This is a genomic window from Brevundimonas sp. FV1ye28, from assembly GCF_058681135.1.
In genome coordinates, this window is sequence record NZ_CM178731.1 from 161,340 (window position 1) to 174,371 (window position 13,032).

The following is a 13,032-nucleotide window of genomic DNA, read 5'->3' on the forward strand; positions in this document are numbered from 1 at the left end:
CGCCACCGCCGCGGCGCGATAGGTTTGCGACGCCTCGCTTTAGCCGCTATCAGGCGGGAAGCCTGACCGCGTTCCGTCAGCGCCCAGATTCCGGATTTCCCAATGCGTCTTGCGACCGTCGCCCTCGCCGCCATGGCGGTCTTCGCTTCAGCGCCTGCTCATGCCCAGATGCAGAGCCAGGGCCAAGGCCAACGCGAGCGTGGCCAAAGCCCCAACGAGCAACAACAGGAGAACGGCGGGCGCACCCGCGCACCGCGCATCGCCCCGCTGCGCTCCGTCGCCAACGCCGGTCCCTGCCCATTCGTCAAAATCCTCTATGATGCGGCCCGCTACGTCGAACTGGAAGGTGGCCGCGCTGCTGCGGCCAATGTCGGCTACACAGGTGAGATCGAGGGCGTCAGCGCCGGCTGTTCGTATCAGTCCGACGAGCCGATCTCGGTCCAGATGGACGTCCTGTTCAACCTGGGTCGAGGACCGCAGGCCACGGGCGATCAGCGAACCTACCGCTACTGGATCGCGGTCACGGAGCGGAACAGCGCCGTCCTGGCCAAGGAATATTTCGATCTGCCAGTCAACTTCGAAGGCGGTGCCACCGCCTCGGTGACCGAGGAGCAGTCGATCCTGATCCCCCGTGCGAACGCGGAGACCAGCGGTGGAAACTTCGAGGTCCTGATCGGCTTCGACGTCACGCCAGAGATGGCCGAGTTCAACCGCACCGGCAGCCGCTTCCGCATGACGGCGGGCCAGGCTGCGGCGGCCCCTCCGGCGGAATAAATGACCGATCTCAGAACCGACCTCGGCGAAGCGGTCGCGGCCGCCTTCGCCGCCGAAGGCGTGGACGCATCCGTCGCCCGCGTCACCGCCTCCGACCGTCCTGATCTGGCCGATTTCCAGTCCAACGGCGCTTTGGCCGCCGCCAAGGCGCTGAAGGCCAATCCCCGCGAACTCGCCGGCCGCGTCGCCGAGCGTCTGGCATCTGACCCGCGGCTGTCGGGCGTCGAGGTCGCGGGGCCGGGTTTCATCAACCTGAAGCTCTCCAACGCGGCCTTGGCCAAGCGAGCGCAGAGCGTGGCGGATGACGCTGCGCTCGCCGGCGCGTCCAAGGTCGCCGAGGCCCGCAAGGTCGTCATCGACTTCGCCGGGCCGAACGTGGCCAAGCCGATGCACGTCGGTCACCTGCGGTCGTCCATTATCGGCGAGAGCCTGAAGCGTCTGTTCCGCTTCCGGGGCGACACAGTCTGGGGCGACGCCCACTTCGGCGACTGGGGCTTCCAGATGGGCCTGCTGATCGTGGCCGTGGGCGACGAAGGTAAGGCTGAAGCCTTCCTGGCCGAGGGCGAGGGTCCGTTCCCGGACCACAGCCCGGTAACGCTGGAGGACCTTGAGCGCCTCTATCCGATGGCGGCGGCCAAGGCCAAGGAAGACACCGAGTATCGCGACCGGGCCCGCAAGGCGACGGCGGAGCTGCAAGGCGGCCGCCTCGGCTACCGCGCCCTGTGGCGGCATTTCGTGGCGGTCTCGAAGACGGCGCTGCAACGCGAGTTCGGCGCTCTGGGCGTGACCTTCGATCTGTGGAACGGCGAAAGCGACGCCGATCCCCTGATCCCGGCCATGGTCGAGCAGATCAAGGCCAAGGGTCTGGCGGAGTTCGATCAGGGCGCCTGGATCATCCGCGTCAACGAGGAGGGCGAGAAGCGCGAGTTGCCGCCCTTGCTGCTGGTCTCGTCGGAAGGTTCGGCCATGTACGGGACGACCGATCTGGCGACGATCCTGGATCGGCGTCAGCAGTTCGACTTCGATCTGGTCCTCTACTGCGTCGATCAGCGTCAGGGCGATCATTTCGAGCAGGTGTTCCGGGCCGCCTACAAGGTTGGCTACGCCACGCCGGGGCAGCTGGAGCACGCCGCCAACGGCACGATGAACGGGTCGGACGGCAAGCCTTTCAAGACGCGGGCTGGGGGCGTGCTCAAGCTGCATGACTTGATCACCCAGGCGCGGGACAAGGCGCGCGAGCGGCTGAAGGAAGCCGAGCTGGGTGCAGACCTGCCCGAGGCGGAGTTCGAGGATATCGCGTCCAAGGTCGCCGTAGCCGCGCTGAAGTTCGCCGACCTGTCGAACAGTCGAACGACCAGCTACGTCTTCGACCTCGACCGGTTCATGAGCTTCGAGGGCAAGACCGGGCCCTACCTGCTTTACCAGGTGGTGCGGATCAAATCCCTGTTGCGGAAGGCGGCGGCGCAAGGCGTGCTGGCCGGGCCGATCTGCGTCAAGGAGCCGGCGGAGCGGGATCTGGTGCTGACGCTGGACGCCTTCGACCAGGCGGTGTCCGATGCCTATGACAAGCGGGCGCCGCACCTGATCGCCGAACACGCCTATCGGCTGGCCCAGTCGTTCTCCAAGTTCTATGCCGCCTGCCCGGTGCTGGCGGCGTCTGAGCCTGAGACGGTGGGGTCGCGGTTGGCTCTGGCCGGGGCGGCGCTGAGCCAACTGGAGACGGCGTTGAGGCTGCTCGGGATCGATTCGCCCGACCGGATGTAGCGCCGACGACACGGACTCCGGCGTTATCCACTGGTTAACTGTCTCGCTTGGGGCGAGGCGAGGCCGGATATGGCGGGGTCTGGATACAGGGGCGTTCAGACGCCGGCGGTGCGCCGGGATGGTTTCCGGCTGCCGATCTTCCGAAAGCGCGCCCGGCTCTATGTCGATGGGTTCAACCTGCATCATGCGATCCTGGATCTGGAGCGGCGGGAGCTGCTGTGGCTGGATCTGAACGCCCTGGGGCGGGCGCTGCTGCCGCCCGGCGAGCGACTGGCCGGGGTGACCTGGGTCAGCGCCCATCGGCCCCAGAGGCGGGACCGGATGGAGGCGTTGCTGGCCTATGAAGAGGCGCTGAGGGCGCGGTCCGTGCGGTGTCTGATGGGGCATTTCGTCATCCACGGTGACCACTGTCAGGCCTGCGGGCATCAGTGGATGGACGCGACCGAGAAGCAGAGCGACGTGAACCTGGCCCTGTCGGTGGCGGCCGATGCGGCGGCGAACCGGTTCGATACGGCCTACATCCTGACCACCGACGGGGACCATGCAGCGACGACGCGGTTCCTGCACGAGAGCTATCCCGACAAGACGGTGGTCAGCGTCGCGCCGCCGGGGCGAGGGCATAATCGCCAGCTGCTGGAATGGGCGCATCTGAGGACCGAGATCGAGATCCCGATGCTGGAGCGGTCCAGCCTGCCCGAGCGTATCCTGACCCGGTCGGGCTTCGTGGACCGGCCACAGGGCTGGCGGGCTGGGGAGGCAGCGCCGCCGCCCCCGACGCCGCTTCCGCCGACGCCGGAGGTCAAGCGTGGACATCTCAGGCTGGTGGTGTCGAACTGACTGGGCTGGTAGCGAGGGATCATGACCGACCTGAACGCCTATATCGCCGGCCTGCCGAAGGCTGAACTCCATCTGCACATCGAGGGCTCGCTGGAGCCCGAGCTGATGTTCGAACTGGCCCAGCGGAATGGGGTCCAGATCCCATTCGACAGTGTCGAGGCGGTGCGGGCGGCCTATGACTTCTCGAACCTGCAGGACTTTCTCGACATCTATTACGCGGGGGCGAACGTCCTGCTGACCCGCAAGGATTTCGAGGACCTGGCCTTCGCCTATTTCCAGCGGGCGGCCGCCGACAATGTCCGTCACGCGGAGATATTCTTCGATCCCCAGACCCACACCGACCGAGGGGTCGCCTTCGGGGTGGTCGTCGAGGGGCTGATCGCGGGGATGGACCGGGCGAAGGCGGAGCTGGGCGTGACGTCCGGCCTGATCCTGAGTTTCCTGCGGCATCTGTCGGAGGAGGAGGCCTTCGCGACGCTGGAGATGGCCAAGCCCTATCTGCATCACTTCATCGGGGTCGGGCTGGATTCATCCGAGGTCGGGCATCCGCCGTCGAAGTTCGTCAGGGTCTTCGCCGCCGCCCGTGAGCTGGGCCTGAAACTGTGCGCCCATGCGGGGGAGGAGGGCCCGCCTGCCTATGTGCATGAGGCGCTGGACCTGTTGCACATCGACCGGATGGACCACGGCAACCGCTCGATGGAGGACGAGAGCCTGATCCAGAGGTTGGCGGCAGAGCAGATGACGCTGACGGTTTGTCCCCTGTCGAACCTGAAGCTCTGCGTGGTCGACGACTTGAAGGATCACCCGGTGCCGGAGATGCTGCGCCGGGGCCTGCATGTGACGCTGAACTCGGACGACCCGGCCTATTTCGGCGGATACGTGAACGCCAACTATGCGCGGCTGGCGGAGGCGGTGGGCCTGTCCAAGGCGCAGGTGACGCAGATGGCGCGGAATAGCTTCGAGGGGTCGTTCCTGTCGGACGCCGAGAAGCTGAAGCACCTCGAGGAAATCGACGCCTACGCGGTCTGAGGCTCGGTCCAGGGTCCGGTCTTAAAACACCATGACATTTCGGACATTACGGACAAAAGGCCGATCGCTCGCTCTCTCCGCGAACCGTGGGCTCGATTGTAGGTCAGCCGCAGACCTGGGCTAACAAATAGGTCCCGACGGAGTGCTGGGGCAGGCGTCGCGGTGTTTCTGCATGCGCGCAAAAATTTTTTTGCATCAGTGAATCCGTGCACCCCGGCGAAGGCCGGGGTCCAGATCGCAAACCGGGACGACTGGGATTGCCGCAGAGTCCGCTAACGTTGGTGCGGCGTCTTCCATCTGGACTCCGGCCTTCGCCGGGGTGAACGGATAAGGGGTAAGCAGGCCCGCGCGAAAAAGGGCGCTCCCGAAGGAGCGCCCTCTCTCTAATCGGATCCCTCGCTATCAGATCGGCAGGATGGCCGTGCCGAAGGCGCGCTTCAGTTCGTGGGCGGCGAAAGTCTGGGCCACGGCGGCGTCTGGGACCACCAGGCCCATGCCGAAGAATTCGTGCGTCGAGCCGTTGAAGGTCTTGGCGCGGGTATCGACGCCCGCAGCCTCCAGCTTCTCGGCCAGTTGCTGGCCCTCGGTGCGCAGGGGGTCGATCTCGGCGGTGATGACCGTGGACGACGGAAGGCCCGACAGATTGGCGGCGCCGACGACGTTGATGCGCGGATCGGCTGTCTCGGACGGGTCGTTGAAGGTGTGCTTCACGAACCATTCCATCATCGGCTTGCTGAGCGGCTTGGCGGCGGCGTTCTCGACGTAGCTCTCAGTCGTCATGTCGTTGCCGACCAGCGGATAGACCAGCACCTGATGCTTGGGCGCAGGCAGGCCCTGATCGCGCGCGGCGATGGAGACGTTGATGGCCAGGTTGCCGCCCGCGCTTTCGCCCATGACGGCGATCCTCTGCGGGTCGCCGCCGATGGTCTGGGCATTGGCCAGCGCCCACTTGTAGGCGGCCGTGGCGTCGTCATGAGCGGCAGGGAACTTGTTCTCGGGCGCCTGGCGATAGTGGACCGACAGGACGACGACGTCGGCGAAACGGGCAACGCCGCGCGGGCCGCCGTCATAGACGTCAAGGTCGGCGATGACGAAGCCGCCGCCGTGGAAATAGACGACCAGCGGCTTCAGGTCGGTGCTGTCGAGGTCGGGCGAATAGACGCGCCCCTGAAGTGGGCCGGCGGCGCCGTCGATGGTGATGTCGCGGGTCTGGATGCCCAGGGTCGGGTCCTGATCCTTGATCGTCTCCTGCAGGATCGCCTTGACCGCATCGGTCGGCGTGGGCTGGAGACGGGCTTCCTGAGGCGACAGGGTTTCGATCGGCTTGCCGCCGAGGCGAGCCAGATGATCGAGAACATGCTGCATCGCAATGTCGGGCTTGGCAGGGCTGGTGCGCTGTTTGTCGTCGTCGCCGAAGATTTTATCGAGAATAGACATGGACTTCTCCGAGGCAGAAAGGCGTTGGGGATGCAGGGCTAAAGCCGGAGAGACGGGCGACGTTCCGTAAGCCGAAGCTTGACTCCGGCCCGGAGTCGGGGCCTTGGTCACTTCGCTCTCGCGGGAGAGATCGGGCGGCTTCAAGCTGACCCGGAGCCGAAGGCGCAACCGCCCCGGAAACGCTCAGGCAAACGGACCGCGAGGACATTCGGACGCTGGAAAGTCGATCTCCGGATCGCGCCGACGGAGCAAGACGCCTCACTTCTGGCGTCGGAATCTCTCAGGCTTCACAGACAGCGGGGGCGCGAGGACGGCGGAGCTTTCCGCCTCGATACGCGACCCTGAAAGTCTGGACCCCGCATGACCGACGACACGCTGAAGACGACCGTCCTGAACGCCGCGCATCGCGCAGCCGGCGCCCGAATGGTCGGGTTCGGCGGATACGACATGCCGGTGCAGTACGAAGGCGTCCTGGCCGAGCACCGCTGGACGCGCGAACATGCCGGTCTGTTCGACGTGTCGCACATGGGCCAGTGCAAGATCACCGGCGCCGACGCGATCAGCCAGTTCCAGCGCTTCGTGCCCGGCGACTACATGGTGCTCAAGGCCGGCAAGCAGAAGTATTCGCTGCTGCTGAATGCCGAGGGCGGGATCATCGACGACCTGATGGCGGGCAAGCCCGACCATGACGGCCTATTCGTCGTGGTCAACGCCGGCAATAAGGACGAGGATTTCGCCTTCTGGTCCGAGCATCTGTCGGGCGACGCCAAGCTGACGGTGCTGGACGACCGCGCACTGATCGCCATCCAGGGGCCGGAAGCGGCCGAGGTCATGATCGCGCACGAGCCGGTCCTGGCCGAGTTCGGCTTCATGGACTGTGCCCGGCTGATGCTGTTCGGGGTCGACTGCTACGTCTCGCGCTCGGGCTATACGGGCGAGGACGGCTACGAGATTTCGGTCCCGGCGGCGGATGCCGAGCGGGTGTGGAACACGATCCTGGAAGATGCCCGGGTCAAGCCGATCGGACTGGGCGCGCGGGACTCGCTGAGGTTGGAGGCCGGCTTGCCGCTGCATGGCCACGACATCGATCCGGGCACGTCACCGGTCGAGGGGGCGCTGACCTTCGCCCTGTCGAAGTCGCGCAAGGAAGCCGCCGACTTCAACGGCGCCGAGCGCATCCTGAAGGAATTGGCCGACGGTCCGTCGCGGGTCCGCGTGGGCCTGAGCGTCAAGGAAGGCGCACCGGCTCGTGAAAGCGCCGAGATCGCCGATCTGGACGGGAATGTCATCGGCAAGGTGACCTCGGGCGGGCCTTCGCCGACGCTGGGTCGCAACATCGCCATGGGCTATGTGCCACCGGCCTTCGCCGCGCTCGGCACCGAGTTGAAGGTCATCGTGCGCGGCAAGGCGGCCGCCGCAGAGGTGATCGACATGCCCTTCGTCGCCCAACGCTATTACCGCAAACCGAAAGCCTGATCCTCCGGTCAAGCCGGAGGACGACGAGAACAAGGAACACGCCATGCATTTCACCAAGGATCACGAGTGGGTTCGCCTCGACGGCGATGTCGCGACGGTCGGCATCTCGAAGCACGCCGCCGATCAGCTGGGCGACGTTGTGTTCGTCGAGACCCCGGAAGCCGGCAAGACCGTCGGCAAGGGCGACAGCTTCGCCGTCGTCGAGAGCGTCAAGGCGGCTTCGGACGTCTACGCCCCCGTCTCGGGCGAGGTGATCGAGGGCAACGCGACGCTGGCGACCGCGCCCGAAACCGTGAACGCCGACGCCGAGGGCGAGGGCTGGTTCGCCAAGATCAAGGTGTCGGACGCGGGCCAGATCGACGGCCTGATGGACCGCGCCGCCTACGACGCGTTTTTGGCTTCGCTGTAAGAATACCCGCTCATCCCCGCGAAAGCGGGGACCCAGTTCTGTCGCGAGGCAGGGTGACTGGGATCAGCGGTTTGTCCTCCCCGGCGACGGTCTTCGCCCAAAGCACTGGCTCCCCGCTTTCGCGGGGATGAGCGGAAAAGAATAGATGCGTTACCTGCCACTGACTCCCGACGACCGGACGGCGATGCTCGCCGCCATAGGCGCGAAATCGATCGACGACCTGTTCGTGGACGTACCGCAGCCTGCAAGGCGGGACGGCTTCGTCGACCTGCCCCACGTCATGGGGGAGCTGGAGGTCGATCGGGCCCTATCGATGATGGCCGGGCGGAATGTGGCGGCAGGGTCGCGGCCCTTCTTCTGCGGCGCGGGTGCCTATCGCCACCATGTGCCGGCGACGGTGGATCACGTCATCCAGCGTTCGGAATTCCTGACCAGCTACACGCCCTACCAGCCCGAGATCGCGCAGGGGACGCTGCAGTATCTCTATGAGTTCCAGACCCAGGTCGCGAACCTGACGGGCATGGATGTGGCCAACGCCTCGCTCTACGACGGCTCGACCGCCATGGCCGAAGGCGTGCTGATGGCGACGCGGGTGACGCGCCGGAACAAGGCGGTCATCTCGGGCGGGGTGCACCCGCACTACGTCAAGGCGACCGAAACCGTCGTGCACGCCGTGGGCGTCGAGACCCAGGTCCTGGCCCCCGCCGTGCACGCCGAGGCCGACGTCATCGCCCAGATCGGGCCGGACACGGCCTGCGTCGTCGTCCAGACCCCGAACGTGTTCGGCACGGCGACCGACGTGACGAAGATCGCCGAGGCCGCCCATGCCGCGGGCGCCCTGCTGATCGTCGTCGTCACCGAGGCCGTGTCGATGGGCCTGTTGAAATCGCCGGGCGAGATGGGGGCCGATATCGTCGCCGCCGAGGGCCAGTCGATCGGCAACGCCCTGAACTTTGGCGGACCTTACGTCGGCCTGTTCGCCACGCGCGAGAAGCTGATCCGCCAGATGCCGGGCCGCCTGTGCGGCGAGACGGTCGATGCTGACGGCGAGCGGGGCTTCGTCCTGACCCTGTCGACGCGCGAGCAGCATATCCGCCGCGACAAGGCGACGTCGAACATCTGCACCAACTCGGGCCTGTGCAGCCTGGCCTTCACCATTCACATGAGCCTGCTGGGCGAGACGGGGCTGCGGAAACTGGCCCTATTGAACCACGAGAAGGCGATTGCGACACGCGATGCGCTGGCGGCCATTCCGGGTGTCGAAATCCTGACCGGCCGGTTCTTCAACGAGTTCGCCGTGAAGCTGCCCAGGAACGCCGCCGAGGTGGTGGATCAACTGGCGGCGCATCACGTCCTGGCCGGCGTGCCCTATAGCCGTCTGGCGCCCGATGCGGGGATGGATGACGTCCTGCTGGTCTGCGCCACCGAGACGACCCTGGATGCCGACATCCAGATCCTCGCCAAGTCTCTGACCAAGGTTCTGGGAGCCGCCCAATGAGCACGATGAATACCGTCGGCCGCCCGACCGCGCCCACCGCCGTCGATCACGACTACAAGCATCCGACCCTGACCGGCGCGCGCGGCCTGTTGCAGGACGAGCTGCTGATCTTCGAGAGCGACGGCTGGGGCAAGACCGGCGTCGATCTGCCGGAGCCGAAAACGGACGGCAGCGATCTGGGCGACCTGATTCGCCGCGACCCGATCGGCCTGCCGGGCTTGTCGGAGCCCGAGACGATGCGCCACTACGTGCGTCTGTCGCAGAAGAACCACGCCATCGACCTGGCGCTGTATCCGCTCGGCTCGTGCACGATGAAGCACAATCCGCGTCTGAACGAGAAGATGGCGCGCCTGCCGGGCTTCTCGGACATCCACCCGCTGCAGCCGATCTCGACGGTGCAGGGGGCGCTGGAGCTGATGGATCAGCTGTCGCACTGGCTGAAGACCCTGACCGGCATGCCGGCCGTGGCCCTGTCGCCCAAGGCGGGCGCGCATGGCGAGCTGTGCGGCCTGATGGCCATTCGCGCCGCCCACGAGGCGTCGGGCGAGCACGAGGCGCGCCGCAAGGTGCTGGTGCCGACCTCGGCTCACGGGACCAACCCGGCGACGGCGGCCTTCGTCGGCTATTCGGTGGTCGAGGTGGCCCAGACCGAGGACGGCCGCGTTGACGTCGCCGATCTGGCGTCCAAGCTGGGTCCGGACGTGGCCGCCATCATGGTGACCAACCCCAACACCTGCGGCCTGTTCGAACGCGACATCCTGGAGATCAGCCGCCTGACCCACGAGGCGGGGGCGTACTTCTACTGCGACGGCGCCAACTTCAACGCCATCGTCGGCCGGGTTCGCCCAGGCGACCTGGGCGTCGATGCGATGCACATCAACCTGCACAAGACCTTCTCGACGCCACATGGCGGCGGCGGTCCCGGCGCGGGTCCGGTGGTGCTGTCCGAGGCGCTCGCGCCGTTCGCGCCGGCCCCGTGGGTCGTGCACGGCGTCGACGGCTATGAGCTGATCGAGCGGGAGGAGGGCGATGCGGCTCAGGCTTTCGGTCGGATGTGCGCCTTCCAGGGCCAGATGGGCATGTATGTCCGCGCCCTGTCGTACATGATGAGCCACGGCGCCGACGGCCTGCGTCAGGTCGCCGAGGACGCGGTGCTGAACGCCAACTATATCAAGGCCCGCCTGTCGGACGTGATGTCGGCGGCCTTCCCGGACGGTCCGTGCATGCACGAGGCCCTGTTCGACGACGAATGGCTGAAGGGCACGGACATCACCACGCTCGACTTCGCCAAGGCGATGATCGACGAGGGTTTCCACCCGATGACCATGTATTTCCCGCTGGTCGTCCACGGGGCCATGCTGATCGAGCCGACCGAGACGGAATCCAAGGCCGAGCTGGACAAATTCATCAACGCCCTGCGTCTACTGGCCCAGGCTGCGAAGGCCGGCGAGGTCGAGCGGTTCAAGGGCGCGCCCTTCCATGCGCCCCTGCGTCGCCTGGACGAGACCCGCGCGGCACGGACGCCGAAACTGCGCTGGACCGCGCCGGAGGGCACGAATATCGCGGCGGAGTAGTCGTCGCGCGCGATCGATGAAGAAAGGCCATGCCGGTTCGCCAGCATGGCCTTTTCGATTCTAGCCCCAGGTCACGCCTGTCAGGCGCTCCGAAGCCGCCCACAGGTCAGAGGCGACGCGGGCGTCCAGCGCCTGGGGTTCGATCTTCCCGGGGCCGGGCGGGCCTTTCATTTCCTGGAAGCCCTGGGGCCCGAAATACTGGCCGCCGGTGACGCCCGGCATCGTCGCGGCCATCAGGGTCGGCAGGGCGCCGTCGGCGGCAGAATGGCTGAGGAAGGCCGACAGGACGCGCGTGCCCAGGGTGAAAAGGGCATTGCCGTCGGCTGGACCGTTGGCGATCAGGTCGGTGCGGGCGAAGCCGGGGTGGGCCGCGACGCTGGTCAGGCCCCAATCGTTCGCCCGGCTGCGACGATCCAGCTCGATCGCGAACATCAGCATGGCCAATTTGGACTGCTGGTAGACCGGCCACGGCTTGTAGCTGTGCTCGTAGTTCAGGTCGTCCAGCCGGATCGCGCCGCCCCGGTGAGCCATGCTGGACAGTTGGACGACGCGGGCCTTGGCGGCGCTCAGAAGCGGAAGCAGCCGCCCGGTCAGGGCGAAGTGGGACAGGTAGTTGGTTCCGAACTGCATCTCTAACCCGTCCGCCGTGGTCTGACGCTTCGGCAGGGCCATGACGCCGGCGTTATTGATCAGGAGATCGATCGGCCGTCCCGCTGCGAGCAGGCCGTCGGCGAAGGCCTGGACCGAATCCAGGTCGGCCAGGTCGACCTGTGCGAATCCGACCCGGGCCGTCTTGTAGCGGCCGCGAATGAGGGCCTCGGCGTCGCGGCCCTTGGCCGGGTTGCGACCGGCCAGGACCACCTCGGCGCCGGCGCCCGCGAGACCCAGGGCCGTCTCCAGCCCTAGTCCGCCCGTCGCGCCGGTGACGACGGCCAGCTTGCCCGACTGATCGGGAATTTCGTGGGTGGTCCAGGTCGTCATGTTCGCTGTCCTTCGTGCGAGAAGCCGCCGGAGAGGCCTTGAGGCGGACCCTATCCAAGTCGGCGGCGTCAGTCGCCGAGGCGGGGCGCGGCGTAGTTCTGGCTCGACATCATCTTGGGCGACTGACCGTAGGCATTGGCGGTCGGATCGCCGTCGAGGAAACCGAGGGTGATCAGGAAATAGACGGCGCAGATCAGGCCGATGACGGCGAAGGCGAAGACGAAGGCAGCGCCGAACGGAACCGTCGGCAATGCGAGCCCAAGCGTCAGGGCCGCCATCGGAACGACGCTCCAGCCAAAGCTGATGGCCTGATACAGGATCAGGCCGCCGCCGGACTGGCCGCGATCATGAGATCGACGCACGCCGACGGCGATCTGGATCCAGAACACCAGAGCGCCCACCGCCAGATTGACGATGACGATCGGCACAGGCCTGGTTGCGCTGCTCGACAGGCTCGACCAGTCGCCGCCCGAGACTGCCAGCGAAACGACGCTGATCAAGACGCTGCCGAGGAGGGTCACACCGATGCAGACCAGCCACCACTCCGAGCGGCGGGCGCGGCCCTCGAAACTGAACAGGCCGGGCAGGGCGCTCATGGGTCAGGCCTGCTGCGGGTGGAAGCCGTGCGCCGTCTCGTCTTCGACATCACGCTTGCGCCTCGGGCCATAGGCGTTCGCGCCGGCGTCGCCGGGCAGCAGGATGAGGACGGCGAACAGGGCCTGGGCACCGACGAAGGGGACCAGGGCGATCCAGGCGTAGCGACCGGGGCGTCCCAGATCGCGCAGGCGGCGTGCGCTCAGGATCAGGAAGGCGCCGAAGAGAGTCAGCATCACCACTCCAGTCGCGGCGTAGCGAGGGCCCTGGCTTGCCGTTTGGTGGATCGCTGCGTCAGCGGCCATGCCGAAGGCCTCGTGCTCGCCATCCCACAGCAGATCCAAAATCCGGCCGCTCTCACTGAAGGTCGGCAAGCCCAGCAGCAGAGGCTGGGCCAAGAGGAGGACCAGCCATAGCCCCATCACCGACAGGAAATAGGGAAGGCGGGATATGCGGCCCTGGAACAGGCGTGATTGAAACACAGTGCGTCTCCCGTTGGACGGCTGAACTCTAGCAAGGGTTGTCGGGACGGCAACGGGTGGGGCGGGAAAATACGGGGTATCCCGCAACTGCGAAGCACGCGGTTGTGAATGTGGCCGAATAGCGTCTTGTCGAAAGAGGCGTAGAGTCCTCCTTGCGTTATCGGAACGGGAAACAAG

The 13,032-nt window shown here is 66.5% G+C and carries 12 protein-coding genes and 2 riboswitches; of the genes, 8 read left to right on the forward strand and 4 right to left on the reverse strand.

Annotated features, from left to right (window positions below):
- Positions 1 to 102: 102 nt before the first annotated feature.
- The 4 genes from ACW171_RS00775 (at position 103) to ACW171_RS00790 (ending at position 4,404) form a co-directional block, all read left to right on the forward strand.
- Positions 103 to 774 (forward strand): Tat pathway signal sequence domain protein, encoded by a 672-nt coding sequence (locus ACW171_RS00775; protein WP_492095021.1) that lies wholly within the window; start codon positions 103 to 105, stop codon positions 772 to 774.
- Positions 775 to 2,538 carry an arginine--tRNA ligase gene (gene argS, locus ACW171_RS00780; protein ID WP_492095022.1) on the forward strand — a complete coding sequence of 588 codons (1,764 nt, stop codon included), beginning with the start codon at positions 775 to 777 and terminating at the stop codon, positions 2,536 to 2,538. It begins immediately after the preceding gene.
- A gap of 69 nt (positions 2,539 to 2,607) precedes the next feature.
- On the forward strand, positions 2,608 to 3,375 hold the full coding sequence (locus ACW171_RS00785) for a PIN domain-containing protein (RefSeq protein WP_492095024.1): 768 nt from the start codon (positions 2,608 to 2,610) through the stop codon (positions 3,373 to 3,375).
- A gap of 21 nt (positions 3,376 to 3,396) precedes the next feature.
- Positions 3,397 to 4,404, forward strand: a complete 1,008-nt coding sequence (locus ACW171_RS00790) for an adenosine deaminase (protein ID WP_492095026.1) — start codon at positions 3,397 to 3,399, stop codon at positions 4,402 to 4,404.
- A 402-nt stretch (positions 4,405 to 4,806) separates the two neighbouring features.
- Here the strand turns inward: ACW171_RS00790 and ACW171_RS00795 are convergent, their stop codons facing one another.
- Positions 4,807 to 5,841: an alpha/beta hydrolase gene (locus ACW171_RS00795; protein ID WP_492095028.1), complete on the reverse strand. Its 1,035-nt coding sequence runs from the start codon at positions 5,839 to 5,841 to the stop codon at positions 4,807 to 4,809.
- 111 nt (positions 5,842 to 5,952) lie between these two features.
- Positions 5,953 to 6,050: riboswitch (glycine riboswitch) on the forward strand.
- Positions 6,051 to 6,054: 4 nt separating this feature from the next.
- Positions 6,055 to 6,140: riboswitch (glycine riboswitch) on the forward strand.
- A gap of 61 nt (positions 6,141 to 6,201) precedes the next feature.
- Between ACW171_RS00795 and gcvT the strand changes: the two genes are divergently transcribed.
- The 4 genes from gcvT to gcvPB all read left to right on the forward strand — a co-directional run bounded on the left by gcvT (position 6,202) and on the right by gcvPB (position 10,798).
- Positions 6,202 to 7,317, forward strand: a complete 1,116-nt coding sequence (gene gcvT, locus ACW171_RS00800) for a glycine cleavage system aminomethyltransferase GcvT (RefSeq protein WP_492095030.1) — start codon at positions 6,202 to 6,204, stop codon at positions 7,315 to 7,317.
- Between the two features lie 43 nt (positions 7,318 to 7,360).
- Positions 7,361 to 7,726, forward strand: coding sequence for a glycine cleavage system protein GcvH (gene gcvH / locus ACW171_RS00805; RefSeq protein WP_492095031.1), 366 nt, complete (start codon positions 7,361 to 7,363; stop codon positions 7,724 to 7,726).
- Between the two features lie 145 nt (positions 7,727 to 7,871).
- Positions 7,872 to 9,224, forward strand: coding sequence for an aminomethyl-transferring glycine dehydrogenase subunit GcvPA (gene gcvPA / locus ACW171_RS00810; RefSeq protein WP_492095032.1), 1,353 nt, complete (start codon positions 7,872 to 7,874; stop codon positions 9,222 to 9,224).
- Positions 9,221 to 10,798 (forward strand): aminomethyl-transferring glycine dehydrogenase subunit GcvPB, encoded by a 1,578-nt coding sequence (gene gcvPB / locus ACW171_RS00815; RefSeq protein WP_492095034.1) that lies wholly within the window; start codon positions 9,221 to 9,223, stop codon positions 10,796 to 10,798. Before gcvPA ends, gcvPB begins: the two co-directional genes overlap by 4 nt.
- A 60-nt stretch (positions 10,799 to 10,858) precedes the next feature.
- Here the strand turns inward: gcvPB and ACW171_RS00820 are convergent, their stop codons facing one another.
- From ACW171_RS00820 to ACW171_RS00830, 3 genes are all read right to left on the reverse strand, one after another.
- Positions 10,859 to 11,779: an SDR family oxidoreductase gene (locus ACW171_RS00820; RefSeq protein WP_492095036.1), complete on the reverse strand. Its 921-nt coding sequence runs from the start codon at positions 11,777 to 11,779 to the stop codon at positions 10,859 to 10,861.
- A gap of 68 nt (positions 11,780 to 11,847) precedes the next feature.
- On the reverse strand, positions 11,848 to 12,375 hold the full coding sequence (locus ACW171_RS00825) for a DUF805 domain-containing protein (protein ID WP_492095037.1): 528 nt from the start codon (positions 12,373 to 12,375) through the stop codon (positions 11,848 to 11,850).
- Between the two features lie 3 nt (positions 12,376 to 12,378).
- Positions 12,379 to 12,855 carry a DUF805 domain-containing protein gene (locus ACW171_RS00830; protein ID WP_492095039.1) on the reverse strand — a complete coding sequence of 159 codons (477 nt, stop codon included), beginning with the start codon at positions 12,853 to 12,855 and terminating at the stop codon, positions 12,379 to 12,381.
- Positions 12,856 to 13,032: the final 177 nt, after the last annotated feature.